Genomic DNA, 25,309 nt, shown 5'->3' on the forward strand with positions numbered 1-25,309 from the left:
GCCGCTGCATCTACTGATCTGATTTTCAAAATCCGCCGCCTAGCCCGGCAACACGGCTGCGAATTTTCCGCCACCAAGCGCCCCGTGACAGCCCCCACTACCCGCCCAGTGACCCCAGACGATGGGGGGCATGCAGCATGAGCTACGCACTGAGCCACAACGCTTTCGCCTGCCTCAAGGCGCAGACCAACCTCTCCGGGCAATTCACCCACATCCTCCGCGACGAGGCGAACGGTGCCTGCGCCAAGGCCATGCTGCAGACCGAGGTCTATCTCGACCAGCTCGATGTGGTGATCCGCATGGGCTCGACGGTGAACACTCTGACGCTGCCAGCGAACAGCCTCTCCAGTGCGAGAAAGATCGCAGTCCACCTCGAGGCGATCGCCAATGGGCAGGTTGATACTGCCGCCATGTCTTCGACCGATCAATTGCTGGCTGACGCGGCGTAGGAGGAAACCATGGAACGCAACCTGGCACAAACCGCCAAGCTGTTCGGGATCAGCCGCAACGAACTGATCTGCTTGATGCGCGAGAACGAGCTGCTGACCGAGCGCAACCTGCCTCGCTACCCCACCCGGGACCGCGAGTATCTGCGTATCAAGGAGGGACAGTGGTTTCACCCGACCTCAGGCATGCAGTACAGCATGTCGACCCGCGTAAAACAGGCCGGGATCCCTTGGCTCGCAGAGCGCCTGCAGCTGCAGCTTCCGACACCACCGGAAGACAAGCGTCATGCAGCCTAGGCAATACGCGGCCGAGATTCTCCAGCTCAGGACCCGCGCGGAGCGCAACGCAGCACTCCTGCAGGTCCCCAAAGCCTGGCAGAGCCTAGTACGCAAACACTGCGAAATCACCTGGAACCACCCGTCACGCCACAAGCTCAGGGAGAGCCCGAAGCCTGATGAGCAATGCAGACCAACTAGCGCTGCGCCTGCCGCACGCACCTGATGCAACGACAGTAGAGCTGCTTTACCGCACCTTTGGCGACGTGCTCATTCCACTCGACAAAGTGCGCGTGCAGTACTTCCGCAATCTCAACGAAGACACCTTTGCCGAGCAACTGAAGGTCGGCCGGATCTGCTTGCCCGTCACCACGCTGGACAACAGCCAGAAGGCCTTGAAGTTCGCCCATATCCGCCATGTTGCCGCCCTGATCGACAGCAGGGCCTACCTAGCGGACGAAAAGCAGTCCCGCTCTACCGAGCAAGACAAGTAGTACCAACACCAGCTAGGGCCGCCACCACCGGCCCGCACACCACAAGGAGTAAGACCCATGACCACCCAACAGGTCGTCGCCCTCTTCATCATCTGTGCCTTCATCATCGGACTGTTTGCCTACGCCTATTTCCTTGGCCGAAAAGCAGGTCGCGCCCACCACCCATCCGGCTTGCTTTTTGACTCTGCGCCGTGCACAGGACACAGCCGCCCCGGCGCTCTGGCATCACCGCAAATCTGGACCTCGGAGGAAAGCGAGCATCTGCTGGTACGGGGGCTCACCGATGCCACACTCGCTTCGCTCCGCGAGACTGCTAGCATCGACGCGCAGAAAACAAAGAGTCTCTGCTGCGAAGCAGCAGGCATTATTCATCCCCTCAGCAGCCCCGCCGAGGCACTGACACCCCACGACAAGCTGCGCGAGGCAGCGCCCGCTGATGCAACGCTAATCGATAAAGATCACCCGCACGCGCAGCCTGCCGAGGGGTATACGCACCCATCCGCCGTCAGCTGCATCGTCGCCGCGATGGACGCAACACTGGCCGAGCAGGCCGAGACCTACACCACCTCGGAGCAGATGGCACGGGCGATTGAAGCCGCGCTGCAGCAAGCCGGGTTCCTGAGCCCAACCGACGAGTCCAGGCACTTCGTACGTGCCCGTGTGGACGAATCGCTGATCAACCGCGAGGCCGAACAACGCGAGCACCACCACACCATCGCCAATCTCAAGCGCGCAATCGCCGAGCTCGAGGACCGGATCATGTCGTATACCGGGCTGGCGGTGACCAAAGCGGATTACGAACTGCTCGTCAACGTCATCGATACCTTGAACCTGACTGAGCGGACCCTAGCCGCCATGAAGGCAACTCAGCAGGCAGCACGCGCCGGCCTGCAAGTCACCAGACTGGGCGACCTTGCTAAGCGCATGCACCTTGAACTGCGTGAAAGACCTGCCAGCGCCGTTAATGCAGGAGCGGCAGCATGACAGCCTCGCAGCAGATCACCCTGGGCGGGCGAGCAGATCATCAAGTCTCCAACGTGAACACCAACCTGCTGCAATCGAAGGCACGGAGCCCGCACGATGGAACATGCAAGTGAGTTTCTTGATGAGGAAGAGGTGGTGCGAATCACCGGCTACCAGATCCCAAGCAAGCAAATCGCCTGGCTGGCCAAAAACGGCTGGCAGTACACGCTGACCCGGGCCCGGCGCCCGGTAGTTGGACGGGTATATGCCCGCCTCAAAATGGCCGGCGTGAAGCCAACCGCAACGAATGCAACAACAGAAACTTGGACATTAGACTTATCGCGCGTGGGGTAACAGATGCGCAACAGGAAGGCATCGAACAAGGACCTGCCGCCTCGGATGCTGCGGCGAGTTCGCAAGCTGAAGAGCGGCAAATTGTGGGTCGGGTACTACTACAACGGGCGGGATGCAGACGGAAATCGGCAGGAAATTCCGTTGGGGACAGATCTCGCGGAGGCCAAGCTTGAGTGGGCACGCTTGGAGCACAAGGCAGCACCGAGGGTAATGTCAACGATGGCCGAGCTGTTTGACCGGTACGAGCGTGACATCATCCCGGCAAAGGCGCCACGCACTCAGAAAGACAACAAATACGAACTGGAGCGCCTGCGCACGGCGTTTGCCGACGCTCCCATTGAGGCCATCACTCCTCCGGTCGTCGCGCAGTACCGGGACGCCCGCACCGCGAAGACTCGGGCAAACCGGGAAATCGCGCTGCTTTCACACGTATTTACCGTGGCCATGGAGTGGGGATTCGCAGATCGAAATCCGTGCCTGGCGGTTCGTCGCAACAAGGAAAAGGTACGCGACTTCTACGCTGCCGACGATGTCTGGGACGCAGTGTACTCGGAGGCCGACCAAGGCCTGAAGGATGCCATGGACCTCGCCTACTTGGCCGGCCAGCGCCCAGCCGACACGTTGAAGTTCAGCACCGTCGACCTCGACGAGGACTACCTGTGGGTCGGCCAGAACAAGACTGACAAGAAGCTTCGCATCCGCCGGCACATCAATGGCGAGTCGACCGGCCTGGGCCTGTTCATCGAAGCGCTCCTAGAGAGACGCAAGCTGCAAGGCGTGCGGAACTCACGCCTCATCACCAACGACTCCGGCCTGCGCATGAGCTGGGAAATGCTGAGGAATCGCTTTAGTGAGGCGCGTGACAAGGCGGCACGCAAGCTGATCGCCGATGGCAACACAGACCTGGCCACCAAAGTTCGGCAGTTCCAGTTCCGCGATATCCGACCGAAGGCGGCATCGGAGATTGAGGACATTAGCCACGCCAGCCGACTGCTCGGACATTCCAAAGAGGAGATTACCAAGCGCGTTTATCGCCGCGTCGGCGAGGTGGTCAGCCCGACCAAATAGTGGGCTGATGCGGAAACGATGCCCGATGATGCGGAAATGATCGGCGTTTCTAGACCTCAAAGAAAAACCCCGCAGACGTTAATCTGCGGGGCTTTCGAATGGTGGAGGCCGAGGTCGGAATCGAACCGGCGTAGACGGATTTGCAATCCGGAGCATAACCACTTTGCTACTCGGCCTCAAAGGTCGGATCTAGCAGCTTGCGCTTCGCTATCTCCTTGAAACGCTGAACCTTTTTCAAAGTTTGCTGCGTTTCGATGGGCGCCATTATGTCTTCATTCCTTTAACCTTGCAACCCCCTGAACGAAAAAAAATTTCAACGGGTTCAAGGTGTTAGCGCAGGCGGCCGAGTTTACTCCACAAGCCCACCACGGTGTTCTCCACCGTGCCACTGGCAGCCATGCCGATTCGCTCCTGCAGGCTCTTGCGTTCGGCGTAGTGCAGGTGGAACAGGTTGGCGTTGCGCGCGCGCTCGCTGAGGTACTCGTCACTGGTCTGCAGCTCGTCCACCAGCTTGCGGTTGAGTGCCGCGACGCCCAGCCAGACTTCGCCAGTGGCCACTTCGTCGATGTGCAGCTGTGGACGATAGCGGGCAACGAAGTCCTTGAACAGCTGGTGGGTGATGTCCAGGTCTTCCTGGAACTTCTCCCGGCCCTTCTCGGTGTTCTCGCCGAACACGGTCAGGGTGCGCTTGTATTCACCGGCGGTCAGCACTTCGAAATCGATGTCGTGCTTCTTCAACAGGCGGTTGACGTTGGGCAACTGCGCCACCACGCCGATGGAACCCAGCACGGCGAACGGCGCGCTGACGATCTTCTCGCCGATGCAGGCCATCATGTAACCGCCGCTGGCAGCCACCTTGTCGATACACACGGTCAACGGGATGCCGGCCTGGCGAATGCGCGCCAGTTGCGATGCGGCCAGGCCGTAGCTGTGCACCAGGCCGCCACCGCTTTCAAGGCGCAGCACCACTTCGTCACGCGGGGTGGCGAGGGTCAGCAGCGCGGTGATTTCGTTGCGCAGGCTTTCGGTGGCAGAGGCTTTGATGTCGCCATCGAAGTCCAGCACGAAGACCCGGTCCTTTTCCTCGGCCTTGCCCTTCTTCTGCTGTTTTTCCGCCTTGGCCTGCTGCTTGCGCAAGGCCTTGAGCTGGGCCTTGTCGAGCAGGCCGGACTCCAGGCGCTCGCGCAGGTCCTTGTAGAACTCGTTCAGGCGGGTGACCTGCAATTGCCCACCCGATTTGCGCCGCCCCTTGCCGCGCAGCCCGGCGATGGCCGACAGCACTATCAGGATGGCGATGACCAGGGTGGCGGTTTTGGCGAGAAAGCTTGCGTATTCGGCAAGAAACTCCACGTTGACTCCTTAAATACCTGCGCCACGACGGCGCGTAACTGTTGCAAGCATACCGTTGCGCCTGAGGTGCTGCCAGCCGCTGTAAACGCCGGCAACACCTTTCAAACAACCTTTTCAAACGCTTGTATGTTTTTTCGTTGACAGCCCGTGTGCCGCATCCTAACCTCGCAGCAACCTCCAACAGGCCGGAACCTTTCGTGGGCAACCTCTACCTGATCCGACATGGCCAAGCCTCCTTCGGCGCCGATGACTACGATGTCCTCTCGCCCGTGGGCGAGCGCCAGAGCCACGCCCTGGGTGAGCACCTGGCCCAGCTCGGGGTACGGTTGGACCGCTGCGTGGCAGGCGACCTGCGCCGCCAGCAGGATACCGCGCGGCTGGCCCTGGCAGCATTGCACGCCAATGGCAGCCCGGTGCCGGCTGTCGAGACCGATGCTGCGTTCAATGAGTTCGATGCCGATGGTGTGATCCGTGCGCTGTTGCCCGGGCTGCTGCCGCAAGAGCCCGACGCCCTGCACATCCTGCGCAACGGCGCGCAGCACCGCAGCGAGTTCCAGCGCCTGTTCGCACTGATGGTGCAGCGCTGGCACGATGGCGAACATGCCGACGATGGCCTGGAGACCTGGCAGGCGTTCACCGCCCGCGTGCAAGGCGGCCTGCAGCGCGTACTCGATGCCGCCGGTAGCGGTGACAATATCGCCATCTTCACCTCGGGCGGCACCATTGCCGCCCTGCTCCACCTGGTTACCCGTATTACCCCCAGCCAGGCGTTCGCGCTGAACTGGCAGATCATCAACACGTCGCTCAGCCAGCTGAAGTTCCGCGGCCGCGACGTGGCACTGGCTTCCTTCAACAGCCAGGCCCATGTGCAACTGTTGAGGGCGCCGGAGCTTGTCACCTATCGATGAGCCCGGCTTGTTGTGTCCCTGCGGGGACGTGTAAATCACTCTATAAGGAATGCGCCATGACCTCCGTAGCTGATGCCGTTAAAAAGATGCAAGAGAAGTTCAACCCATCCGCTGCCGCCGGCCTGGACCTGGTGTTCGGCTTCAACATCACCGACGAAGGCAAGCACTACGCACTGATCGTCAAGGACGGCACCTGCGACCTGCAGGAAGGCGAAAACCCGGATGCCAACTGCACCCTGGTAATGGACAGCGAAACCCTGAAGGGTATCGTCAGCGGCGAAACTGACGGCATGCAAGCGTTCATGGGCGGCAAGCTGCGCGTTGAAGGCGACATGATGCTGTCGATGAAGCTCAGCGAGCTGTTCCCGTCCTGAGGGCTGGAGATCGCGGATGATCGAAAAACCGAAGCCTGACCGGCTTCGGTTTTTTTTTGCCCGCCTGTTCGGGCCCTATCGCCAGTCGCTTCATCAAGGCAGTTGATCAGGCAGCAACACCCTTACCTATATGGCACCTGGCACGCTTGTCCCAACCCCGACGCACCATTAGATTAGCCAATAGTCCTTGCGATCGAGAATAAGGAAAACGCATGACGCTCACCGACCAGTCCACCCAGGTACGCCCCGGCGAAGAACTCGACGCGGCTGTCATCGACCCTTACCTCAAGGCCAACATCCCCGGCCTGGTTGGCCTGCCGAGCATCAGCCAGTTCCCTGGCGGTGCCTCCAACCTAACCTACCTGGTCAGCTACCCGGGCCGCGACTTCGTGCTGCGCCGCCCGCCGTTCGGGCAGAAGGCCAAATCGGCCCACGACATGGGCCGCGAGTTTCGCATCCTCAACCAGCTGAACAGCGGCTTCCCCTACTGCCCAAAGGCCTATGTGCACTGCACCGACACCAGCCTGATCGGCGGCGAGTTCTACGTGATGGAGCGGGTCAAGGGCATCATCCTGCGCTCGGACATCCCGGCCGAACTGGACCTCGACGCCAACCGCACCGAGGCCCTGTGCAAGAGCTTCATCGACCGCCTGGTGGAACTGCACCAGGTGGACTACAACGCCTGCGGCCTGGCCGACCTGGGCAAGCCGGAAGGCTATGTGCAGCGCCAGATCGAGGGCTGGACCAGTCGCTATGAAAAGGCCCTGACCCCGGACGCCCCGCGCTGGGAACAGGTAACCGCCTGGCTGCACGAGAAAATGCCCGCCGACCACACGCGGCCCGGCATCGTGCACAACGACTACCGTTTCGACAACGTGATCCTCGATGCCGACAACCCCATGCGCATCATCGGTGTGCTGGACTGGGAAATGGCCACCCTCGGCGACCCGCTGATGGACCTGGGCAACAGCCTGGCCTACTGGATCCAGGCCGACGACCCGGCGCCAGTGCAGTTGATGCGCCGCCAGCCGAGCAACGCCCCGGGCATGCTCAGCCGCCGCCAGTTCGTCGATTACTACGCCGAGCGCGCTGGCATCCGCCTGGACAACTTCGATTACTACTATTGTTATGGCCTGTTCCGCCTGGCCGGCATCGTCCAGCAGATCTACTACCGCTATTACCACGGCCAGACCCAGGACAAGCGCTTTGCCCAGTTCATCCACATGAACCGCCTGCTGGAGCAGATGACCTTGCAGGTCATCGCCAAGTCCAGCCTCTGAGCCCCGACTTCGACGACGGATAACAAGGAAAACAGCATGTCCAAGACCCACCTGTTCGACCTCGACGGCAAGATTGCCTTCGTTTCCGGCGCCAGCCGTGGCATCGGCGAGGCCATCGCCCACCTGTTGGCCCAGCAAGGTGCCCATGTGATCGTGTCCAGCCGCAAGCTCGACGGTTGCCAGCAGGTGGCCGACGCCATCATCGCCGCCGGCGGCAAGGCAACGGCGGTAGCCTGCCACATCGGTGAACTGGAGCAGATCCAGCAGGTGTTCGCCGGCATCCGCGAGCAATTCGGGCGGCTGGACATCCTGGTCAACAACGCCGCCACCAACCCGCAGTTCTGCAACGTGCTGGATACCGACCCGGGTGCTTTCCAGAAGACCGTGGACGTGAACATCCGTGGCTACTTCTTCATGTCGGTAGAGGCCGGCAAGCTGATGCGTGAGCAGGGTGGCGGCAGCATCATCAACGTGGCGTCGATCAACGGGGTGTCGCCCGGCCTGTTCCAGGGCATCTATTCGGTGACCAAGGCGGCGGTCATCAACATGACCAAGGTCTTCGCCAAGGAATGCGCGCCGTTCGGTATCCGCTGCAACGCCCTGCTGCCGGGCCTGACCGATACCAAGTTCGCCTCGGCACTGGTAAAGAACGACGCCATCCTCAACGCCGCGCTGCAGCATATCCCGCTCAAGCGCGTGGCCGACCCCAAGGAAATGGCCGGCGCCGTGTTGTACCTGGCCAGCGATGCCTCCAGCTACACCACCGGTACCGCGCTCAATGTCGACGGCGGCTACCTGTCCTGATCAGGCTTTTACTGCCACCAGGGTGTAACTCAGGGGCAGGCGCGCGGGCTGCTCGCGCAGGCGATATTCACCGTCGTCGCCCTTGACCATCTGCCCCGGCAGCGCCTCCCAGGGGATGCTCTGGTGCTCGACCAGGGCGGTCAGCTGCAGGCCGTGCGCCAGCAAGGCACTGATCACCTCGCCCAGGCCGTGGTTCCACTCGTGGGTTTCGGTGTGAGACAGGCGCTGCTCGGTTTCGACGTAGGTTTGGTCGTTGTGCCACACCGTCGGCTCTTCGTGCTCGAAATATGGGTACTCGAGTTGCAGGCGGTCCTGGTGGTCTTCGTTGACCGCCATCAGCATCGGGTGCCCGTCGCGCAGAAACAGCCGCCCACCTGGTTTCAGCAGGGCCGCGACAGTACGCGCCCACGGCTCGATGCGGGGCAGCCAGCAGAGCGCGCCGATCCCGGTGTAGACCAGGTCGAACGTGCCAGCCGGCAGCACCTTGTCGGCGGCATAGACATCGGCCTCGACATACGCGATGGGTGCCGCACAGCGCTCGGCCAGCACCCGCGCCTCGGCCAGCGACGCCGTGGAATAGTCCAGGCCACAGACCTTGGCGCCAAGGCGCGCCAGCGAGAGGGTGTCGGTGCCGATGTGGCACTGCAGGTGAACGGCGTTGAGCCCGTCGATATTGCCAAGCAATGGCAGGTCGAAGCGTACGGTTTCGGAAAGGTGTTCGGGTTGCCGGATGAGCCGTTCGACTTCGTAGTCGTTGGAAGCAGCGTGCAGCGGAGCACGTTCATCCCAGCTGGCGCGGTTGAGTTGCAATGAGCGGTCCATGGTGTCTTCCTTGATTCAGTAGGGCTTATGCTAGCCCCCACCAATCTCCCTGCGACAGGACTGCATTGCTAAAAATTGTAAAGCTCGCGCGGCCCCTGTGGGAGCGGGTTTACCCGCGAATGCGGCGGTGAATCTACCGACGCATTCGCGGGTAAACCCGCTCCCACAGGGGAATGTGTTTTGACGTTACAGGCAGGTCGCCGCCGCCGCCCGGCGCTGCAGGGCCACGCCGTCGTTCTTCTGCGCGTAGTAATCCACCCGCGCCCCACCGGCCTGCGGGTACACGTCCACGAACGCCTCGGCCTCACGGGTATACACCGTGAACCCACCCTGCTTGCGTGGTTCCAGGTAGCCACTGGCATCGTCGCCGAACACCTTCTCTTCCTGCCAGCTGAACTGGATGCACTGGGCCACCAGCGCCGGCGCCTTGTGCGAGTCGAGCTGCGCAGTCGGCTTGCCGCCGCGGGCCGTTTCCATGGTTGCAGAAGCACAACCGACCAGCATCAGCGCCGCGGCCATCGGCAGAATCGCACGCATGTTCCATCCTCAGGGTAAAAAAGAACGCGACTCTAGCACTGGCAAGCCACGCGAGTGAATTGCCGCGCAGGTGGCAGTCGCAGACAAGGCATGCCGCTCATCGCTGGCCCGACAAATTTTTTGCCTGACAGCGAAACCAAATGGATCCTTCCCAGTCTCAGAAGGTGTGCCGTAAACCTTTGCGGATCAAGGACCTATATCGTGATGACCCGTCTTGCAAGCCTTTCGCTGATTGCCGTTGTCCTGCTGACCGCAGGGTGCCATAGCCATCGCTACCATGACGACGACGATGGCTGGCGTGACCGTGATCGTGACCATCGCCACCACCATCGGCATGACCGCGACGACGATGATGATGACTATCGTCGGTACCGTGGTGACCGCTACTACCGCTGAAGCGTCTTTTCAACCCTGAGCCGCCGCCCGTTGCGCGGCACCTTAACCTGATGATTCCTTTGAGGTTCGTATCATGCGTCTGACTCTGCCTTCCCTTGCCCTCGGCCTGCTGCTGTGCCAGGGCGCTTTCGCCGGTGACGGTACCGCCGCCATTGGCGGTGGCCTGGGTGGTGTTCTGGGTAACGTTGTCGGTCAACAGATCGGCGGCAAAACGGGGGCGGCCATCGGTGCCGGCCTCGGCGGCGCAGCCGGCAGTGCGGTAGGTGCACGCAAGGGCAACCGTACCGAAGCCGCCATCGGCGGTGGCCTGGGCTCGGCCGGCGGCTCGCTGCTGGGCGGTGCGGTGGGCGGCAAGACCGGCTCCACCGTAGGTGCCGGCCTGGGTGGCGCGGCTGGTGGTGCCATCGGCAACCACCTGGGCGACAACAACGGCAAGCACCGTCGTCACCGTCACTGATCCCGGTGACCAAGGGGCCGCAATGCGGCCCCTTTTGTTTTGCAAACCCTGCAGTACATCAACACCCCCTTCACCACGTTCCGGCACACTGGCTGCTACTGTCTATCGTGCCCCCGTGTGAAGGAACACCCCCTCCCCATGAACCAAGAGCTGCTCTGGGTCCTCGGCCTGCTGGCCATCGTCATCGTCCTGTTCGTCATCAACCGCCCACGCATGGACGTGGTCGCGCTACTGGTGATCCTCGCCCTGCCGCTGTCGGGCATCCTCACCGTAGAGCAGGCGCTGGCCGGCTTCAGTGACCCCAACGTGGTACTGATCGCCGCCCTGTTCGTGATCGGTGAAGGCCTGGTGCGCACCGGCATTGCCTACCGCATCGGCGAGTGGATGAGCGAGCGGGCCGGCAACAGCGAGGCCCGCCTGCTGGTGTTGCTGATGGTGGCCGTGGCGGGGCTGGGTTCGATGATGAGCTCCACCGGTGTGGTGGCCATTTTCATTCCGGTGGTGCTGAGCATCGCCGCGCGCCTGCAGATTTCGCCCAGCCGCCTGATGATGCCACTGGCTTTCGCCGGCCTGATCAGCGGCATGCTAAGCCTGGTGGCCACACCACCCAACGTGGTGGTGCACAGCGAACTGGTGCGCCATGGCGAAGCGGGCTTCAGCTTCTTCAGCTTCACCCCGTTTGGCCTGGTGGTGCTGGTGCTGGGCATCGGCTACATGCTGCTGACCCGGCACTGGTTGAACGGCGAAGTGCGCAAGGACGGCCGCGTGGAAAGCCGCCGCACCCTGCTGGACCTGGTGCTGGACTACAAGCTCAATGGCCGTGAGCGGCGCCTGCGCATCCGCCCCCACTCCCCGCTGATCGGCCACACCCTGGGCGAGCTAGAGCTACGCACCCGCCATGGCGCCAACGTGATCGGCATCGAACGCCAGCACAAGTTCACCACGCGGGTGATCGCCGCCGACTCCAGCACCGTGCTGCACCAGGGCGACGTGCTGCTGCTCGACCTGTTCGCCAACCACGACGACCTGCGCAGCCTGTGTCAAACCATGCAGCTGGAGCCTCTGCACTTCAAGGCCGCCTACTTCATCGACCAGTCCCAGGAGCTGGGCATGGCCGAGGTCTCGCTGCCACCTGGCTCGAAACTGATCGGCAGGAGCATCCTCGAACTGGCCTTCCGCACTCGCTTCGACCTCAACGTGGTCGGCTTGCGCCGCGAGCAGGCAGCGATCGAAGAACAACTGGTGGAAGAAAAGCTGCGCCTGGGCGACACCCTGCTGGTAGTCGGCCCATGGAAAGCCGTGCGCCAGTTGCAAAGCAAGCCCAAGGACTTCCTGGTTCTGAGCCTGCCCGCAGAAATCGACCTGGTCGCGCCCGCCCGCACCCGCGCACCACAGGCGCTGCTGAGCCTGGCAGTGATGGTCGGGCTGATGGTCAGCGGCGTGGTACCCAACGTCATTGCCGCACTGATCGGTTGCCTGCTGATGGGCGCCGGCCGCTGCATCGACATGAACAGCGCCTACCGGGCCATCCACTGGCAAAGCCTGGTGCTGATCGTCGGCATGCTGCCCTTTGCCCAGGCACTGCAGAAAACCGGTGGCATCGACCTGGCGGTGGGCGGCCTGGTCAGCGTGCTGGGCGGTGCCGGCCCAAGTGCCATTCTTGCCTGCCTGTTCGCGGTCACGGCAGTGATCGGCCTGTTCATCTCCAACACGGCCACCGCGGTACTGATGGCACCCGTGGCCGTCAGCACCGCCGCGCAGCTGGGCATGTCGCCCTACCCGTTCGCCATGACCGTGGCGCTGGCCGCCTCGGCGGCGTTCATGACGCCGGTGTCATCGCCGGTCAACACGCTGGTACTGGGCCCGGGGCAGTACCGCTTCGCCGACTTCGTCAAGGTCGGCGTGCCGTTTACCGTGCTTGTGATGCTGGTGACCGTGTTGATGGTGCCGTGGTTCTTCGGGCTGTGAGGTGATCGGCAGCGGATGGAGGCAATTTGGCATTATCTCGACCAATCGCGGCAGATTGACATCAAGTCCTCTGACGAAACAAACTTGTGCGCAATTGCCCCAGGTGCTTCAAGCCGTTGTCCTGGATTTCGTTTCCGCTTTGCCGGTCGAGCCCATGGTTTTTCCAGCCCAATCGCGCGTGCTGCACTACGTCGTTCTGCTCGGCCTGACCTTTGCCCTCACCCTGGGCGGCATCCTGGCCCGTCCGATCGAATCCCTGTCGCTATTCTGGCCGGTCAATGCGGTACTGGCCGGCGTGCTGCTGCGTTATCCCCGGCAGGCCACGCTGACGGGCTTTACCCTGGTCTGGCTGGCCATGGTCGGCGCCGACCTGCTGTGCGGCAGTGCCTGGGTACCCGCCCTGTGGTTCAACCTGTGCAACCTGGGCGTGGTGGCCACCCTCTGGCTGCTGCTCTCGCGCTTGCCGCGCCTGCACCGGCGCATGCGTACCCCCCACGGCGTGCTCAGCGTGTTTGGCGCCTCTGCCGCCGCGGCGATCGTGGCGGCCAGCATGGCGGCGGTAATGGCCGCGCCGTGGTTCGAACAGTCCTTGCGCGCCACCTGGCTGGCCTGGTTCAGCGAACAATTCTCCACCAGCGTGCTGGTGCTGCCAGTGCTGCTGACGGCGCCTTCGGCACGGGCGCTGGTGCGCGGTGGCGCCCAGGCCATCCGCCTGGCACCGTTGCTTGTGCTGCTGGCCTCGCTGGCGTTCAGCATTGCCTTCGGCGGCCCCGGGGCCATTGCCTTCCCGATTGCCGCACTGCTGTGGTGCGCCTGGACCTACTCCCCGTTTCTGGTCTCTCTGCTGACACTTACCGCTGGCAGCACGCTGATCGTGGCGGTAGCGCAAAACCTCATGCATTTCAGCGTGCCGCAAAGCGAGCCCGGGGTGACCACGCTGATGTCGGCGCGCCTTGGCATCGCCATGCTGGTGCTCGGGCCGCTGGTGGTGGCCTGCGTCAGCCAGGCCAACCGCAGCCTGATGGCCCGCCTGGCGCATCAGGCCACCATCGACCACCTCACCGGCGTGCTCACCCGCAGCGCCTTCACCCGCCGCGCCAACGCGCTGCTGGACAGCCGTGAGCAACACGCCCAGGCGCTGCCGCTGACCCTGATGATGCTGGACATCGACCACTTCAAGTCGATCAATGATGCCCACGGCCATGCGGTTGGTGACCAGGTGCTGCGCCAGTTTGCCGGGACCCTGCAGGAGCAGCTGCATGATGGCGAACTGTTCGCCCGCCTGGGCGGCGAGGAGTTCGTCGTGGTCCTCCCGGGCCTGGCGCCAGATCGGGCCAAGTTCACGGCAGAACGCCTGCGCCGCGCCGTGCAGGACCTGCATGTGGTGCAGGCCGAGCAGCCCCTGCAGATTACCGTCAGTATCGGCCTGGCCGGTTGTGCCGCCGACATGCCGGCCCCCACCCTCGACGAACTGCTGGCGCGCGCCGACCAGGCGTTGTACCGGGCCAAGGCCCATGGCCGCAACCGCGTCGAGCAGGCCGAACCGCAACGCCAGGTGATGTGAACTAGCCGGCCAGCAAGTCCCACGTCAACTTGGCGATCAGCACGCACAGCAGCACCAGGAACAACCCGCGGACAAAGCCCGCGCCCTTGCGCACCGCCAGCCAGGCACCGGTCAGCGCGCCGAGGATGTTGCACACCGCCATGGGCAAGGCGATGGCGTACAGCACGTTGCCCGATGGCACGAAGAACACCAGCGCCGCCAGGTTGGTGGCGATGTTGACCACCTTGGCCGATGCCGAGGCGTGCAGGAAGTCCAGGGCAAAGAAGCGGATGAACAGGAAGATCAGGAAGCTGCCGGTGCCCGGCCCGAACAGGCCATCGTAAAAGCCGATCGCACCACCGATCAGCACCGCCAGGCACTGCTCCTTGCGGCCGATCGTTGCGGGTTTGTGCAGCGTGCCAAAGTCCTTCTTGCAGAAGGTGTAGATGGCCATCAGCACGATCAGCACCAGCACCGCCGGGCGCATCACGCTGGGCGGCACTAGCGACACCGTGGCGGCACCGGCGAACGACATGACGAAGGCACTGAGCGCCGCCGGCACGATCAACCCCCAGTCCAGCGTCACCTTGCGAATGAACGAACGCGCCGCGAAGGCCGTGCCACACACCGACGCCAGTTTGTTGCTACCAAGCAATGCCGCCGGTTGCGCGGTGGGCAGCACGTTGAACAAGGCCGGGATCTGGATCAGCCCGCCGCCACCCACGGCAGCGTCGATCAGCCCAGCGGCGAAGGCGAACACGGAAAGCACAGCGATATCCATCATGACGCGGTTCCAGGCAGTGGAGACGCCTGCAAGGCTAATCAAAGTGCCGCGCTTGTGTTGAAATGCCACATTGCGAAAACTGCAACGAGGAGCAGGCAATGGCATTGGACATGCTGCGGGAAATCCAGGCGTTCGTCAGCGTGGCGCACAAGCGCAGCTTCGTTGCCGCCGCCCGCGCCCTGGGGCGCTCCCCCAGCGCAGTAACCCGCGCGGTACAAACCCTGGAAGACAACGCAGGGAGCAAACTGCTCAACCGCAACGCCAACGCCGTGACCCTGACCGAAGCCGGCGAGCGCCTGCTGCCCCATGCCGAACGCTTGCTGGATGTGCAACGTGATGCCGCCGACGAACTGGCCGCGCTCAGCGGCAGCGCACAAGGCTGGATCCGCTTCGCCGTACCGCAGGTGCTGGGTGAACATGTGCTGCCCCAGGTGCTTGCCGAGTTTTCCCGCTGCCACCCCCAGGTAACCCTGGACGTGCAGTACAGCGACGGGGCCTTGGACCCACTGCAAGGCAAGTTCGATTTCGTGGTGCGCGGCGCCTTCCCGCAGTCGAGCGAGCTGATCGGCTACCCGCTGTGGGATTACCGGCGCCACCTGTATGCGAGCCCTGAATACCTGGCCCTGGCCGGCACGCCACAACAACCCGAGGACCTCGAAGGCCACGCGCTGATCCTGCACACCGCCCCGCGCATCCTCAAGGCCTGGCACTTCTGCCGCGACGGCCAGATCACCAGCCTGCGCCCCAGGCCAAGGCTGCGGCTGGACTCAGGCGACGCGGTGTACCACAGCACACTGGCCGGTGCCGGCATCGCCCGCCTGGCCGCCTGGGTTGGCGAAGCGCAGGTCAAGGCCGGGCGGCTGGTGCGGGTATGCCCGCAATACCGCCTGACCTCCAGCAACGGCCAGGACCCGCAGATGCATGCCGTGTACCCCGCCGGCGAGCTGCCGGCGCGGGTGCGCGACCTGCTGGTGGCCCTACGCTGCGCCGGCCTGGCCTACTGAAACACCCCCCTGAAACGGCTGTTCAAATTCTGCTCAATTTAACAGAGCCCGCCGTGGGCCTGGCTTGCAGCACTTTATCCACAGACCTACCCACGTTTTTTGTGGACAGATTTCCCAGTGCAAAGAATGACTTATCGTACAAATCGGTAGGGTGAATCGGCCAACAACGAAGAGCAATGGGCCCGCCCGGAGGACAGGCAGGCCGCGGGGAATTTGGATGATGAACGTCAGCTTGGCGGAATGGTGCCAAGAATACCAATCAGAATGGTCAGCAGCAGAAAACCACCCAGGAATAGCGCAAGCTTGCCCATTGGAACCTCTACAAGTGTGATGCGGGAATGGACATATTGTCGGGCGTGAGCTGATACGGTTACAGATTCAGGTTTGTGGAAAAAAAGCGGATCAGATGCAACGGCGCCGATTCTTTGTGGGAGCGGGCGTGTCGAGGCGTCGAACCGCCGCGAACACCGGCGAAGCCGGTGCCAGGCACCGCGTTGGATTCTTCGCGGGCACGCCCGCTCCCACACGGTACGCGGACCGCTTGCGCACTGAGTTCTCTGCGCGACAGCGCAGCCCAAGGGCCGGGCCATCTCCCACAAGAGCGGCACACCAAGCCCTTACGCGTGACAGCAATTTTTGCAGTCATCCACGCTGTGCTAGGGTCAAGCGCCCGAACCTGCCAAGGAGTGCCATCCCGTCATGACCGCTTTCGCGACCAACGCTGCCCTGTTGTTGATTGACCTTCAGGTTGGCATCCACCACCCGCGCCTAGGCCGGCGCAACAACCCCGAGGCCGAACTGCGTATAGCCGAGCTGCTGGCTGCGTGGCGTCAGTCAGGGCGCCCGGTGATCCATGTGCGCCACCTGTCCCGCTCGGTGGACTCGGTGTTCTGGCCGGGCCAGTCCGGTTGCGAATTCCAGCCCGCATTCACCCCGCTGGCCAGCGAAACCGTGTTCGACAAACATGTGCCCGATGCCTTCGCCAACTCCGGCCTGGAGCGCTGGTTGCACGCGCGCAGCATCAACGAGCTGGTCATCACCGGGGTAATTACCAACAATTCCGTGGAATCCAGTGCACGCTCGGCGGGCAATCTCGGTTTCGATGTGGTGGTAGTAGAGGATGCCTGCTTCACCTTTGACCAGCACGACCTGCAAGGCCGGCTTTGGCCCGCGGAGGATGTGCATGCACTGTCATTGAGCAACCTGGCTCTGGATTACGCGCGCATTCTGCGCACGGAGCAGGTACTGGCCGGAGGCGCGCTTCAGGACAGCCGCTGAAGCTTCTGCGCAGGCAACCAGCCAAACTCGTCATCGCCATGGCGCCGACACCAGACCCAGCCATTGAGCGGGCGCACCATCTGCACCAACTGCCCTGGGTCGGCATCCAGTTCATGCGCCGAATAGTGGTCTAGCGCCCTGCCCTTGCACACGCTGAGGCGCTCGATCAATTGGGCCGGCACCCAGCCCGGCTCCTGGCCGGCGCAGGTGCACAGGTACCAGTCCTGCCAGCCTGGCTCGCCCTCGTAGCGCGGGCCGATATCCAGCAGAGTGCCCTTGGCGAAGCGGATGGGCCGCGGGTACTCACTGCGATGAGGTGCTATCACGACGTAATGCATGGGCCTCTCCCTGCCCGGGAAACCTATCGATCGTAGCAGAAGCGGCAAAAACCGCTGCCACCCGGTATTTGTATCTTCATGTGTACAAATTGAGACCTGATACACAACAACGTTTCCTGCAGGCTGCGCGGACACATCCTCGATACAGCCGTCATCTTTACTGGCCCCCATCAACCCGCACCGATGGCCTCGCCAAGGAGATGCCCGATGTCTGCCCGCCACTCGACCACCACCCTGCCACTCCGCTTCAGCCGTACACTGCTCGCCTGTGCCCTGCTGCCACTTGGCCTGCTGGCGGCGAACATCGCCACGGCTGCACCACAGCAGCCCCAGCCAGCCGCCACAGCGGCAGATGACTTCGGCCCGTTGAAACACGTCAACGCTGGCGTGCTCGATGTGGCCTACGTAGAGCAAGGCCCGGCCGACGGACCGGTGGTGATCCTGCTGCATGGCTGGCCGTATGACATTCACAGTTTTGAACAAGTTGCACCCGCCCTGGCAGCAAAAGGCTACCGGGTGCTAGTGCCCTACGTACGTGGTTACGGCCAAACCCGCTTCCTGTCTGCAGCAACCCCACGCAACGCCCAGCCCGCGGCGCTGGCCAGCGATGTGATCGCCTTCATGGACGCGCTGCATATCCAGCGCGCCGTGCTCGCCGGCTTCGACTGGGGCGCACGCACCGCCGACATCGTCTCGGCACTGTGGCCCGAGCGGGTGAAGGCACTGGTGTCGGTCAGCGGCTACCTGATCAGCAGCCAGGAAGCCGCCAAGGCCCCCCTGCCCCCCAGCGCCGAGTTGCAGTGGTGGTACCAGTACTACTTCGCCACCGCGCGCGGCCAGGCCGGCTATGACAAGAACCGCCATGCCTTCGCCAAGCTGATCTGGCAAACCGCCTCGCCCAAGTGGGCCTTCGACGACGCCACCTTCGAGCGCAGCGCCAAGGCCCTGGACAACCCCGACCAGGTGGCGATTACCGTGCACAACTACCGCTGGCGGCTGGGCCTGGCCCAGGGCGAAACACGCTACGACCCGCTCGAGGCCAAGCTGGCCAGTTTCCCCAGCATCGGCGTACCGACCATCACCCTGGAAGGCGACGCCAACGGCGCCCCGCACCCGCCGGCCGAAGCCTATGCGCAGCGCTTTACCGGCAAGTACGAGTACCGGCTGATCAGCGGCGGCGTCGGCCACAACCTGCCGCAGGAAGCGCCGCAAGCGTTCACCCAGGCAGTGGTGGATGCGGATCACCTTTAGTCTTCGGGGCAGCAATTGCTACATAAGATTTCGAAAAGCACGACACGCCTTCGATTGAGCCGCGTTGAAGGCGGGCATTGCGGAAACTGCTTGTTCCCAGCTACTACGCGGTGTTGAGCCGGGTTTGAAAGACATGTCTTGAAACGTAGCCTGTAGGATCTTTTACCGCGCAATGTAGGAAGAATCGATGCAGTGGGCTTTGCCTGTATGAAACATCAGTTTCTCCAGCAAATTCCAGCTGCTACGGTCCAGTTTTCCTACAACGGCACGGAGGCCTACAGCATGAGAAAAGCATGGACCCGTTCAATGCCTCGGCCCTGAAACTGCAGAAAAATTTGCTTAACCTGCGCCTTGAGCGCGATCGCCTGAGAAGGGAGGGCAAGGACAAGGAAGCGGACGAACTCGCGGCACCGATCGAGCGGATAGAGGCGGCTATTCGGCAATTACCAGATGACATGAAGCCAGTGACCCTGCAATAGAACCTGTGGGAACGGGCAAGCCCGCGAAGAATGCAACACGGTGCATGGCACCGGCTGCGCCGGTGTTCGCGGCTGAAGCCGCTCCCACAGGTACAGGGCAGACCTCAAGCTTTACGCAGCTCCTGCAGAACATTACCCACCTCCGCGCTGCGTCACTGATCGTGAACATCAACGGCCGCGGTTTTGTGGGTGACGGGATCTACCTCTTCTACTAGGATGCCCACGTCTGCATCATCCCGGAGAACACCAGGCACAAGGATCGGCTCATCCGCCTGGACGTAACCTGTATCCAGGCCCTGCGGCAGCATTCACCCATTACATCTATCGGGATCACCAGTGTCACGTATCAAAAAGCTTGGTGTTTTTATCATTCTGCTCGTTGGTTTCGGCTACGCAGCTGTCGAATGGAAGAGGCACGCAGACTTTGAAAAGACCGGGGAGGACCTGGTCCGCCAGCTGGGCTCACAAATCGTTACCAATCTTGGGCAGATGAACGCCACCTGCAGGTCCGTGGCCAGGATTGACTCGGTCGCCCTTGATACTGACGGGCTGCTTGGCATGAAGGGGTCGGCCGTTCTGTACATTACCGGGAAGAACGACAGCGCTATGTCCATCAACTACCGCATGGAAACGGTGGGAGACAAGGTTTGGGTCCGGCCTACGGATCAGATTTCCGCGCAGTTGTCAGTGATGCAATTTGGCTTGAGTGGCTGCGGCTAGCGCTCAGTAGCAAGCGAGGAGCCCGCCTCGGCGGGCTTTTTCGTGCCTGTCAGAATGGGATGACGCCAGGAAGGAAGTTGGAGCCTTGGCGAAACCGACCAAGAAAGAAGTATCGGAAGTGCTTGCGAAACAATCCATTCCCACGGACGTTCCCAAGGATGGTTTCTATGCCCCAAAAACGCAAAAAGCCCTGAATAATCAGGGCTTTGAATATGGCGGAAGCGTAGAGATTCGAACTCTAGGATAGTTGCCCATCGACGGTTTTCAAGACCGTTGCCTTAAACCACTCGGCCACGCTTCCAGCTCGTTTTGCGGCCGCCATCATACCGTAATGAAACAAGCTGTCAAACTCTCTGTGTCGCGGGTTGTGGGAGCTCTGATAGACTCCTAGCATCTGAACGTTTGAAAACCACAGGTTTACCAAGGAGTGTCGCCATGCGCGAACAGGATTACGCCGTACACCACGGCCAGCAGGTCGAGCAGCAGGAGATCAGCAAGGTCCTGCGCAACACGTACAGCCTGCTGGCACTTACCCTCGCCTTCAGCGGTGTCATGGCCTTCGTGGCCCAGCAGATGCGCGTCGGCTACCCGAACGTGTTCGTGGTGCTGATCGGCTTCTACGGGCTGTTCTTCCTTACCAACAAACTGCGTGACTCGGCCTGGGGCCTGGTCTCTACCTTCGCCCTCACCGGCTTCATGGGCTTCATCCTCGGCCCTATCCTCAACCGTTACCTGGGCATGGCCGGTGGCGCCGAGGTGGTCAGCTCGGCGTTTGCCATGACTGCGCTGGTGTTCGGTGGTCTGTCGACCTATGTGCTGATCACCCGCAAGGACATGAGCTTCCTCAGCGGCTTCATCACTGCGGGCTTCTTTGTCCTGCTGGGTGCTGTCGTGGCCAGCTTCTTCTTCCAGATCAGCGGCCTGCAACTGGCGATCAGCGCTGGCTTCGTGCTGTTCTCGTCGGTCTGCATCCTGTTCCAGACCAGCGCGATCATTCATGGTGGCGAGCGTAACTACATCATGGCGACCATCAGCCTGTATGTGTCGATCTACAACCTGTTTGTCAGCCTGCTGCAGCTGTTTGGCATCATGGGTCGTGATGACTGATTAATTGCTGCGTGAGAAAGCCCGCTTCGGCGGGCTTTTTTGTGGGAGCGGCTTCACCCGCGAACACCGGCGCAGCCGGTGCCAGGCACCGCGTTGGATTCTTCGCGGGTGAACCCGCTCCCACAGGGTCCACGCAGGTTTCAGGCTTATGCTCTACCTGCTGAAGCATATAGCGCTCAATAACTGACCATAAAGTCAGATAATAAAGCGCATGGTCGTCGATCATGCCGCCATCGTGCTTTGCTCTACCCCAATCCGCCATCACCCCGTAGAATGCGCTCCTTTTTTCTTTCGGGGCAGCTTTCTGCAATGAGCTCACACGAACACAGCCCAGGCGCGGCGGCGCCTGCCAATGAACTGGTGCTGGGTCTGGAGGACAAGCCAAGGCTGTTGATCGGCCTGCTGGCTGCCCTGCAGCATCTGCTGGCGATCATCGTGCCGATCGTCACCCCTGGCCTGCTGATTTGCCAGGCGCTAGGTGTTTCCGCACGGGATACCAACCTGATCGTTTCCATGTCGCTGGTCATCTCGGGGATCGCCACCTTCGTCCAGTGCAAACGCTTCGGGCCGTTCGGCGCCGGGCTGCTGATCGTCCAGGGCACCAGCTTCAACTTCGTCGGCCCGCTGATTGCCGGCGGGGCGCTGATGGTCAAGCAAGGGACGCCGGTAGAGGGCGTGATGGCGGCCATCTTTGGTGTGGTAATCGCCGGCTCGTTCGTCGAAATGGGCGTGTCGCGCATCCTGCCCTTCGTCAAACGCCTGATTACCCCGCTGGTAACCGGCATCGTGGTGCTGATGATCGGCCTGACCCTGATCAAGGTCGGCCTGATCAGCATGGGCGGTGGCTTCGGCGCCATGGCCAATGGCACCTTCGCCAATGGCGAGAACCTGCTGCTGTCGGGCGTGGTACTGGCGATCATCGTCATCCTCAACCGCATCCCGGTGGTGTGGATGCGCAGCTGTGCCATCGTTATCGCCCTGGCAGTCGGCTATGCGCTGGCCGGCTACCTGGGCCGCCTGGACTTCACCGGCATGCACGAAGCCGCGCTGTTCCAGGTGCCGACGCCGCTGCACTTCGGCCTGGGCTTCTCCTGGGCGCTGTTCATTCCGATGCTGGTGATCTACCTGGTGACTTCGCTGGAAGCCATTGGTGACGTTACCGCCACCAGCAAGGTGTCGCGCCAGCCGGTCGAAGGGCCGGTGTGGATGCAGCGGATCAAGGGCGGTGTGCTGGTCAACGGGGCCAACTCGCTGCTGGCTGGCTTGTTCAACACCTTCCCGAGCTCGATCTTTGCCCAGAACAACGGGGTGATTCAGTTGACCGGGATCGCCAGCCGCCATATCGGCCTGTGGATAGCCGTGATGCTGGTGCTGCTGGGCCTGTTCCCGAGCGTTGCCGGGGTGATCCAGGCAGTGCCGGAGCCGGTGCTGGGTGGTGCGGCCATGGTCATGTTCGGTGCGGTTGCGGCGTCAGGGATCAATATCCTGGCCAGCACGCGGCTGGACCGTCGCGCCCTGCTGATCATCGCTGTGTCCCTGGCCTTGGGCCTGGGTGTGGCGCAGGTGCCGGAGTTCCTGGCGCACATGCCGGCGGCGATTCGCAATGTGCTGGAGTCGGGCGTGGCTACCGGGGGTATCTGTGCCCTGGTGTTGAACTGGTTCTTGCCGGAGAGCAAGGAACAGGCTTGAGCCTGGAGTCCTTCTGTCAGGGCCATGGGGCTGCTTTGCAGCCCGTCGCGACACAAGGCAGCTCCTACACGAGGCCGCGTAGACCTGAAGATTGGTGCAAGACAGAAAGCCAGCCCCGCCATGCACAAGCGGGCGCGGGCTTTTTTGCTTTATCATGGCACCATTCCTTTTGCATGAGTTATCCATGAAATTCGCTATCGCGGTGTTCTCCCCGGCCCATGCGCCCTCCTCGCGGCGCGCCTTGCGCTACGCCGAGGCGGTGCTGGCTGGCGGGCATGAGATTGCCCGGCTGTTCTTCTACCAGGACGGGGTACACAGTGCCTCGGCCAACGTGGTCGCCCCCCAGGATGAGCTGGATGTGGCCGGCCAATGGCGCGCCTTCATCGAAGCCAACCAGCTGGACGCAGTGGTGTGCATCGCCGCCGCCCTGCGCCGTGGCGTGCTCGATGAGGCCGAGGCCAACCGCTACCAGCGCCCGGCCGTGAACCTGCCCAAACCCTGGGAATTGTCGGGGCTTGGCCAGTTGCATGAGGCGGCGCAGGTTGCCGATCGCCTTGTCTGCTTCGGAGGCGACTGAAATGGCCAAATCCTTGTTGATCATCAGCCGCCAGGCACCCTGGAACGGCCCATCGGCCCGCGAGGCACTGGACATCGCCCTGGCTGGCGGCGCGTTCGATTTGCCGCTGGGCATGCTGTTCCTCGATGACGGCGTATTCCAGCTCGCTGCGGACCAACAGCCCACCGCCGTGCAACAGAAGAACCTGGCCGCCAACCTGCAAGCGTTGCCAATGTTCGGCGTCGAAGACCTGTTCGCTTGCAGCCACAGCCTCGCACGTCGCGGCCTGGCAGCCGACACCCTGGCGCTGCCGGTGCAAGTGCTGGACGACGCGGCCCTGGCCGCACTGATCGCCCGTTTCGACCAGGTGGTAACACTCTGATGACGACCCTGCATGTAATTGCCCACTCCCCGTTCGGCGACGAGCGCCTGGCCAGCTGCCTGCGCCTGCTCGGTACCGACGACGCCCTGCTGCTGTGCGGCGATGCGGTGTATGCCCTGCGCAGCGGCAGCGAGCCGCACCGCCAGCTGCAAGCCGCCGGCCTGGCCCAGCGCCTGTTCGCCCTGGAAGAAGACGTGCAGGCCCGCGCGGTCGGCAACGAACTGGCCAAGGCCGTGGACTACGGCGGGTTCGTCGAACTGTCGCTGCATTACGACAAGGTCAACAGCTGGCTATGAATACCCTCAACGTTGGCGATCAGGCGATCGCCCTGGACAAGGACGGCTTCCTGGTCGACCTGCAAGACTGGTCGCATGCCGCCGCCGAGGCCTTGGCCGCACGCGAGGGCATCCCGCTGACGGCGGACCACTGGGAAATCCTCGAGCTGCTGCGCCAGTTCTACCAGGAATACCAGCTGTCCCCGGCCACGCGCCCGCTGATCAAGTACACGGCCCTCAAACTGGGCCCGGACAAGGGCAACAGCCCGCACCTGAACCGCCTGTTCAACGGCACTCCCGCCAAACTGGCCGCCAAGCTGGCGGGCCTGCCCAAGCCGACCAACTGCATATGACAGCACCTCGCCCGCTTACCCTGGAAACCCCCGCCGAACATCCGTTCGCCGAATTCGTGCGCATTCTTGGCAAAGGCAAGCGCGGCGCGCGCGGCCTGACCCGTGACGAAGCCCGCATGGCCATGACCCTGCTGCTGGAAGACAAGGTCGAGGACACCCAGCTCGGTGCCTTCCTCATGCTGCTGCGGCACAAGGAAGAAAGCGCCGAAGAACTGGCCGGCTTCACCGAGGCTCTGCGCGCGCACTTGCAGGCGCCGAGCATTGCCGTGGACCTGGACTGGCCCACTTACGCCGGCAAGAAACGCCACCTGCCCTGGTACCTGCTGGCCGCCAAGTGCCTGGCCAACAATGGCGTGCGCATCCTGATGCACGGTGGCGGTGCACACACTGCCGGGCGCCTGTACACCGAGCAGTTGCTGTCCTTGCTGGAAATCCCGCTATGCCGTGACTGGGCCGCCGTCAGCCAGGCCCTGGACCAGCAGCACCTGGCCTTCTTCCCGTTGCAGGACTGGGCGCCGCAGTTGCAGCGCATGATCGACCTGCGCAACACCCTGGGCCTGCGGTCGCCCATCCATTCGCTGGCCCGGGTGCTCAACCCGCTGGCTGCGCGCTGTGGCCTGCAGAGTATCTTCCACCCCGGTTACCAGGCGGTGCACCGCGAGGCCAGCCGCCTGCTGGGCGACCATGCCGTGGTGATCAAGGGTGATGGCGGCGAGATCGAGGTCAACCCCGATGTCATCAGCCACCTGTACGGCACCACTGCCGGCGAAGCCTGGGACGAGGAATGGCTAGCACTAAGCGAGCGCCGCCACGTGAAGCCGCCCAGCCTGCAGCCCGAGCAATTGCTGGCGGTCTGGCGCGGCGAGGCCGAGGACAGCTACGGTGAAATGGCCGTGGTCGCGACCATGGCGTTGGCCCTGCGCGGCCTGGGCCAGCACCGTGAGCAGGCTTTCGCAACCGCACGTGGTTACTGGAGCGCACGGAACCAATCGAATAACTAGATACTAAGGGGGCATTCTTTGCGCTAGTTATTCGAACGATTTCCCCTAGACT

32 protein-coding genes and 2 tRNA genes are annotated in these 25,309 nt (G+C 62.7%); 26 read left to right on the plus strand and 8 right to left on the minus strand.

All coding sequences use genetic code 11. The features are described 5' to 3' along the window. Window positions 1-137 precede the first annotated feature (137 nt). The 6 genes from MKK04_RS17275 (at window position 138) to MKK04_RS17300 (ending at window position 3,601) form a co-directional block, all read left to right on the plus strand. Complete coding sequence (locus MKK04_RS17275) at window positions 138-449, plus strand: hypothetical protein (protein WP_241105813.1); 312 nt, start codon at window positions 138-140, stop codon at window positions 447-449. A 9-nt stretch (window positions 450-458) separates the two neighbouring features. Beyond that, window positions 459-743, plus strand: coding sequence for a phage antirepressor KilAC domain-containing protein (locus tag MKK04_RS17280; protein ID WP_241105814.1), 285 nt, complete (start codon window positions 459-461; stop codon window positions 741-743). 158 nt (window positions 744-901) lie between these two features. Continuing rightward, complete coding sequence (locus MKK04_RS17285; RefSeq protein WP_241105815.1) at window positions 902-1,216, plus strand: pyocin activator PrtN family protein; 315 nt, start codon at window positions 902-904, stop codon at window positions 1,214-1,216. Window positions 1,217-1,273: 57 nt separating this feature from the next. Continuing rightward, window positions 1,274-2,200, plus strand: coding sequence for a hypothetical protein (locus MKK04_RS17290; RefSeq protein WP_241105816.1), 927 nt, complete (start codon window positions 1,274-1,276; stop codon window positions 2,198-2,200). A gap of 96 nt (window positions 2,201-2,296) precedes the next feature. Further along, on the plus strand, window positions 2,297-2,533 hold the full coding sequence (locus MKK04_RS17295; protein ID WP_021782189.1) for a DUF4224 domain-containing protein: 237 nt from the start codon (window positions 2,297-2,299) through the stop codon (window positions 2,531-2,533). 3 nt (window positions 2,534-2,536) lie between these two features. Then, window positions 2,537-3,601, plus strand: coding sequence for a tyrosine-type recombinase/integrase (locus MKK04_RS17300; RefSeq protein WP_241105817.1), 1,065 nt, complete (start codon window positions 2,537-2,539; stop codon window positions 3,599-3,601). Between the two features lie 102 nt (window positions 3,602-3,703). Here MKK04_RS17300 and MKK04_RS17305 read toward each other — a convergent pair. Continuing rightward, window positions 3,704-3,777: transfer RNA gene (locus tag MKK04_RS17305), tRNA-Cys, on the minus strand. Between the two features lie 154 nt (window positions 3,778-3,931). Next, window positions 3,932-4,951, minus strand: coding sequence for a protease SohB (gene sohB, locus MKK04_RS17310; protein ID WP_233686873.1), 1,020 nt, complete (start codon window positions 4,949-4,951; stop codon window positions 3,932-3,934). A 197-nt stretch (window positions 4,952-5,148) separates the two neighbouring features. Here sohB and MKK04_RS17315 point away from each other — a divergent pair, with 197 nt between their 5' ends. The 4 genes from MKK04_RS17315 to MKK04_RS17330 all read left to right on the plus strand — a co-directional run bounded on the left by MKK04_RS17315 (window position 5,149) and on the right by MKK04_RS17330 (window position 8,317). Then, window positions 5,149-5,859, plus strand: coding sequence for a histidine phosphatase family protein (locus tag MKK04_RS17315; protein ID WP_241105818.1), 711 nt, complete (start codon window positions 5,149-5,151; stop codon window positions 5,857-5,859). Between the two features lie 56 nt (window positions 5,860-5,915). Continuing rightward, the gene (locus MKK04_RS17320; RefSeq protein WP_046614879.1) at window positions 5,916-6,233 is read left to right on the plus strand and encodes an SCP2 sterol-binding domain-containing protein; all 318 of its coding nucleotides are present in this window, start codon (window positions 5,916-5,918) and stop codon (window positions 6,231-6,233) included. A gap of 212 nt (window positions 6,234-6,445) precedes the next feature. Further along, window positions 6,446-7,513 carry a phosphotransferase family protein gene (locus MKK04_RS17325; RefSeq protein ID WP_241105819.1) on the plus strand — a complete coding sequence of 356 codons (1,068 nt, stop codon included), beginning with the start codon at window positions 6,446-6,448 and terminating at the stop codon, window positions 7,511-7,513. 36 nt (window positions 7,514-7,549) lie between these two features. Continuing rightward, window positions 7,550-8,317 (plus strand): SDR family oxidoreductase, encoded by a 768-nt coding sequence (locus tag MKK04_RS17330; protein ID WP_063912563.1) that lies wholly within the window; start codon window positions 7,550-7,552, stop codon window positions 8,315-8,317. Here the strand turns inward: MKK04_RS17330 and MKK04_RS17335 are convergent, their stop codons facing one another. Both MKK04_RS17335 and MKK04_RS17340 read right to left on the minus strand, forming a co-directional pair. Further along, window positions 8,318-9,139: a class I SAM-dependent methyltransferase gene (locus tag MKK04_RS17335; protein ID WP_207831223.1), complete on the minus strand. Its 822-nt coding sequence runs from the start codon at window positions 9,137-9,139 to the stop codon at window positions 8,318-8,320. A gap of 186 nt (window positions 9,140-9,325) precedes the next feature. Continuing rightward, a complete protein-coding gene (locus MKK04_RS17340) occupies window positions 9,326-9,676 on the minus strand; it encodes a hypothetical protein (RefSeq protein ID WP_207831221.1) in 351 nt (116 codons plus the stop codon). Window positions 9,677-9,880: 204 nt separating this feature from the next. Between MKK04_RS17340 and MKK04_RS17345 the strand changes: the two genes are divergently transcribed. The 4 genes from MKK04_RS17345 (at window position 9,881) to MKK04_RS17360 (ending at window position 14,061) form a co-directional block, all read left to right on the plus strand. Then, window positions 9,881-10,072, plus strand: coding sequence for a hypothetical protein (locus tag MKK04_RS17345; RefSeq protein ID WP_003257401.1), 192 nt, complete (start codon window positions 9,881-9,883; stop codon window positions 10,070-10,072). Between the two features lie 73 nt (window positions 10,073-10,145). Then, window positions 10,146-10,529: a glycine zipper domain-containing protein gene (locus MKK04_RS17350; protein ID WP_025339704.1), complete on the plus strand. Its 384-nt coding sequence runs from the start codon at window positions 10,146-10,148 to the stop codon at window positions 10,527-10,529. Between the two features lie 138 nt (window positions 10,530-10,667). Further along, window positions 10,668-12,497 carry an SLC13 family permease gene (locus tag MKK04_RS17355; RefSeq protein ID WP_241105820.1) on the plus strand — a complete coding sequence of 610 codons (1,830 nt, stop codon included), beginning with the start codon at window positions 10,668-10,670 and terminating at the stop codon, window positions 12,495-12,497. 139 nt (window positions 12,498-12,636) lie between these two features. Further along, a complete protein-coding gene (locus tag MKK04_RS17360) occupies window positions 12,637-14,061 on the plus strand; it encodes a GGDEF domain-containing protein (protein WP_207831286.1) in 1,425 nt (474 codons plus the stop codon). Between the two features lies 1 nt (window position 14,062). Here MKK04_RS17360 and MKK04_RS17365 read toward each other — a convergent pair whose 3' ends face one another. Further along, a complete protein-coding gene (locus tag MKK04_RS17365) occupies window positions 14,063-14,824 on the minus strand; it encodes a sulfite exporter TauE/SafE family protein (RefSeq protein WP_233686877.1) in 762 nt (253 codons plus the stop codon). 98 nt (window positions 14,825-14,922) lie between these two features. On the opposite strand from MKK04_RS17365, the gene MKK04_RS17370 reads away from it, so the two are divergent. Both MKK04_RS17370 and MKK04_RS17375 read left to right on the plus strand, forming a co-directional pair. Next, window positions 14,923-15,828, plus strand: a complete 906-nt coding sequence (locus MKK04_RS17370) for a LysR family transcriptional regulator (protein ID WP_233693629.1) — start codon at window positions 14,923-14,925, stop codon at window positions 15,826-15,828. Between the two features lie 699 nt (window positions 15,829-16,527). Further along, complete coding sequence (locus MKK04_RS17375; protein ID WP_241105821.1) at window positions 16,528-17,106, plus strand: cysteine hydrolase family protein; 579 nt, start codon at window positions 16,528-16,530, stop codon at window positions 17,104-17,106. On the opposite strand, the gene MKK04_RS17380 is transcribed toward MKK04_RS17375, so the two are convergent. After that, entirely contained in the window at window positions 17,091-17,444 is a 354-nt protein-coding gene (locus MKK04_RS17380; RefSeq protein ID WP_063912570.1) for an SH3 domain-containing protein, read from the minus strand. The genes MKK04_RS17375 and MKK04_RS17380 overlap by 16 nt on opposite strands. A 207-nt stretch (window positions 17,445-17,651) precedes the next feature. Here MKK04_RS17380 and MKK04_RS17385 point away from each other — a divergent pair, with 207 nt between their 5' ends. The 3 genes from MKK04_RS17385 (at window position 17,652) to MKK04_RS17395 (ending at window position 19,894) form a co-directional block, all read left to right on the plus strand. After that, window positions 17,652-18,695: an alpha/beta fold hydrolase gene (locus MKK04_RS17385; RefSeq protein WP_241105822.1), complete on the plus strand. Its 1,044-nt coding sequence runs from the start codon at window positions 17,652-17,654 to the stop codon at window positions 18,693-18,695. Window positions 18,696-18,988: 293 nt separating this feature from the next. Beyond that, the gene (locus MKK04_RS17390) at window positions 18,989-19,174 is read left to right on the plus strand and encodes a hypothetical protein (protein WP_063912572.1); all 186 of its coding nucleotides are present in this window, start codon (window positions 18,989-18,991) and stop codon (window positions 19,172-19,174) included. Between the two features lie 336 nt (window positions 19,175-19,510). Then, on the plus strand, window positions 19,511-19,894 hold the full coding sequence (locus tag MKK04_RS17395; protein WP_241105823.1) for a hypothetical protein: 384 nt from the start codon (window positions 19,511-19,513) through the stop codon (window positions 19,892-19,894). Between the two features lie 213 nt (window positions 19,895-20,107). Here MKK04_RS17395 and MKK04_RS17400 read toward each other — a convergent pair. Continuing rightward, window positions 20,108-20,195, minus strand: a tRNA-Ser gene (locus tag MKK04_RS17400). A 134-nt stretch (window positions 20,196-20,329) separates the two neighbouring features. Here MKK04_RS17400 and MKK04_RS17405 point away from each other — a divergent pair. After that, window positions 20,330-21,001, plus strand: coding sequence for a Bax inhibitor-1/YccA family protein (locus MKK04_RS17405; protein ID WP_241105824.1), 672 nt, complete (start codon window positions 20,330-20,332; stop codon window positions 20,999-21,001). On the opposite strand, the gene MKK04_RS17410 is transcribed toward MKK04_RS17405, so the two are convergent. Next, complete coding sequence (locus MKK04_RS17410; RefSeq protein WP_241105825.1) at window positions 20,982-21,227, minus strand: hypothetical protein; 246 nt, start codon at window positions 21,225-21,227, stop codon at window positions 20,982-20,984. The genes MKK04_RS17405 and MKK04_RS17410 overlap by 20 nt on opposite strands. Window positions 21,228-21,310: 83 nt before the next feature. Between MKK04_RS17410 and MKK04_RS17415 the strand changes: the two genes are divergently transcribed. From MKK04_RS17415 to MKK04_RS17440, 6 genes are all read left to right on the plus strand, one after another. Then, window positions 21,311-22,690 (plus strand): nucleobase:cation symporter-2 family protein, encoded by a 1,380-nt coding sequence (locus MKK04_RS17415; RefSeq protein ID WP_207831207.1) that lies wholly within the window; start codon window positions 21,311-21,313, stop codon window positions 22,688-22,690. A gap of 184 nt (window positions 22,691-22,874) precedes the next feature. Next, window positions 22,875-23,267, plus strand: coding sequence for a sulfurtransferase complex subunit TusD (gene tusD / locus MKK04_RS17420; RefSeq protein ID WP_144173979.1), 393 nt, complete (start codon window positions 22,875-22,877; stop codon window positions 23,265-23,267). A gap of 1 nt (window position 23,268) precedes the next feature. Continuing rightward, window positions 23,269-23,628: a sulfurtransferase complex subunit TusC gene (gene tusC, locus MKK04_RS17425; RefSeq protein ID WP_063912576.1), complete on the plus strand. Its 360-nt coding sequence runs from the start codon at window positions 23,269-23,271 to the stop codon at window positions 23,626-23,628. Then, on the plus strand, window positions 23,628-23,924 hold the full coding sequence (tusB, locus tag MKK04_RS17430) for a sulfurtransferase complex subunit TusB (RefSeq protein ID WP_207831205.1): 297 nt from the start codon (window positions 23,628-23,630) through the stop codon (window positions 23,922-23,924). Before tusC ends, tusB begins: the two co-directional genes overlap by 1 nt. Beyond that, on the plus strand, window positions 23,921-24,256 hold the full coding sequence (locus tag MKK04_RS17435) for a TusE/DsrC/DsvC family sulfur relay protein (RefSeq protein ID WP_025339766.1): 336 nt from the start codon (window positions 23,921-23,923) through the stop codon (window positions 24,254-24,256). The genes tusB and MKK04_RS17435 overlap by 4 nt, the downstream gene beginning before the upstream one ends. Beyond that, window positions 24,253-25,257: a glycosyl transferase family protein gene (locus tag MKK04_RS17440; RefSeq protein WP_241105826.1), complete on the plus strand. Its 1,005-nt coding sequence runs from the start codon at window positions 24,253-24,255 to the stop codon at window positions 25,255-25,257. The genes MKK04_RS17435 and MKK04_RS17440 overlap by 4 nt, the downstream gene beginning before the upstream one ends. The last annotated feature ends 52 nt before the right edge of the window (window positions 25,258-25,309 follow it).

The sequence above is a fragment of the Pseudomonas sp. LS.1a genome, from assembly GCF_022533585.1.
GTDB lineage: Bacteria > Pseudomonadota > Gammaproteobacteria > Pseudomonadales > Pseudomonadaceae > Aquipseudomonas.

What these genes read in the sequence shown, in the direction of transcription:
- MKK04_RS17275 (WP_241105813.1), top strand. Translation starts at nt 138, where the DNA reads ATGAGCTACGCACTGAGCCACAACGCTTTCGCCTGCCTCAAGGCGCAG.
- MKK04_RS17280 (WP_241105814.1), top strand. Translation starts at nt 459, where the DNA reads ATGGAACGCAACCTGGCACAAACCGCCAAGCTGTTCGGGATCAGCCGC.
- MKK04_RS17285 (WP_241105815.1), top strand. Translation starts at nt 902, where the DNA reads ATGAGCAATGCAGACCAACTAGCGCTGCGCCTGCCGCACGCACCTGAT.
- MKK04_RS17290 (WP_241105816.1), top strand. Translation starts at nt 1,274, where the DNA reads ATGACCACCCAACAGGTCGTCGCCCTCTTCATCATCTGTGCCTTCATC.
- MKK04_RS17295 (WP_021782189.1), top strand. Translation starts at nt 2,297, where the DNA reads ATGGAACATGCAAGTGAGTTTCTTGATGAGGAAGAGGTGGTGCGAATC.
- MKK04_RS17300 (WP_241105817.1), top strand. Translation starts at nt 2,537, where the DNA reads ATGCGCAACAGGAAGGCATCGAACAAGGACCTGCCGCCTCGGATGCTG.
- MKK04_RS17320 (WP_046614879.1), top strand. Translation starts at nt 5,916, where the DNA reads ATGACCTCCGTAGCTGATGCCGTTAAAAAGATGCAAGAGAAGTTCAAC.
- MKK04_RS17325 (WP_241105819.1), top strand. Translation starts at nt 6,446, where the DNA reads ATGACGCTCACCGACCAGTCCACCCAGGTACGCCCCGGCGAAGAACTC.
- MKK04_RS17330 (WP_063912563.1), top strand. Translation starts at nt 7,550, where the DNA reads ATGTCCAAGACCCACCTGTTCGACCTCGACGGCAAGATTGCCTTCGTT.
- MKK04_RS17335 (WP_207831223.1), bottom strand. Translation starts at nt 9,139, where the DNA reads ATGGACCGCTCATTGCAACTCAACCGCGCCAGCTGGGATGAACGTGCT.
- MKK04_RS17340 (WP_207831221.1), bottom strand. Translation starts at nt 9,676, where the DNA reads ATGCGTGCGATTCTGCCGATGGCCGCGGCGCTGATGCTGGTCGGTTGT.
- MKK04_RS17345 (WP_003257401.1), top strand. Translation starts at nt 9,881, where the DNA reads ATGACCCGTCTTGCAAGCCTTTCGCTGATTGCCGTTGTCCTGCTGACC.
- MKK04_RS17350 (WP_025339704.1), top strand. Translation starts at nt 10,146, where the DNA reads ATGCGTCTGACTCTGCCTTCCCTTGCCCTCGGCCTGCTGCTGTGCCAG.
- MKK04_RS17355 (WP_241105820.1), top strand. Translation starts at nt 10,668, where the DNA reads ATGAACCAAGAGCTGCTCTGGGTCCTCGGCCTGCTGGCCATCGTCATC.
- MKK04_RS17365 (WP_233686877.1), bottom strand. Translation starts at nt 14,824, where the DNA reads ATGATGGATATCGCTGTGCTTTCCGTGTTCGCCTTCGCCGCTGGGCTG.
- MKK04_RS17370 (WP_233693629.1), top strand. Translation starts at nt 14,923, where the DNA reads ATGGCATTGGACATGCTGCGGGAAATCCAGGCGTTCGTCAGCGTGGCG.
- MKK04_RS17375 (WP_241105821.1), top strand. Translation starts at nt 16,528, where the DNA reads ATGACCGCTTTCGCGACCAACGCTGCCCTGTTGTTGATTGACCTTCAG.
- MKK04_RS17380 (WP_063912570.1), bottom strand. Translation starts at nt 17,444, where the DNA reads ATGCATTACGTCGTGATAGCACCTCATCGCAGTGAGTACCCGCGGCCC.
- MKK04_RS17385 (WP_241105822.1), top strand. Translation starts at nt 17,652, where the DNA reads ATGTCTGCCCGCCACTCGACCACCACCCTGCCACTCCGCTTCAGCCGT.
- MKK04_RS17390 (WP_063912572.1), top strand. Translation starts at nt 18,989, where the DNA reads ATGGACCCGTTCAATGCCTCGGCCCTGAAACTGCAGAAAAATTTGCTT.
- MKK04_RS17405 (WP_241105824.1), top strand. Translation starts at nt 20,330, where the DNA reads ATGCGCGAACAGGATTACGCCGTACACCACGGCCAGCAGGTCGAGCAG.
- MKK04_RS17410 (WP_241105825.1), bottom strand. Translation starts at nt 21,227, where the DNA reads ATGATCGACGACCATGCGCTTTATTATCTGACTTTATGGTCAGTTATT.
- MKK04_RS17415 (WP_207831207.1), top strand. Translation starts at nt 21,311, where the DNA reads ATGAGCTCACACGAACACAGCCCAGGCGCGGCGGCGCCTGCCAATGAA.
- tusD (WP_144173979.1), top strand. Translation starts at nt 22,875, where the DNA reads ATGAAATTCGCTATCGCGGTGTTCTCCCCGGCCCATGCGCCCTCCTCG.
- tusC (WP_063912576.1), top strand. Translation starts at nt 23,269, where the DNA reads ATGGCCAAATCCTTGTTGATCATCAGCCGCCAGGCACCCTGGAACGGC.
- tusB (WP_207831205.1), top strand. Translation starts at nt 23,628, where the DNA reads ATGACGACCCTGCATGTAATTGCCCACTCCCCGTTCGGCGACGAGCGC.
- MKK04_RS17435 (WP_025339766.1), top strand. Translation starts at nt 23,921, where the DNA reads ATGAATACCCTCAACGTTGGCGATCAGGCGATCGCCCTGGACAAGGAC.
- MKK04_RS17440 (WP_241105826.1), top strand. Translation starts at nt 24,253, where the DNA reads ATGACAGCACCTCGCCCGCTTACCCTGGAAACCCCCGCCGAACATCCG.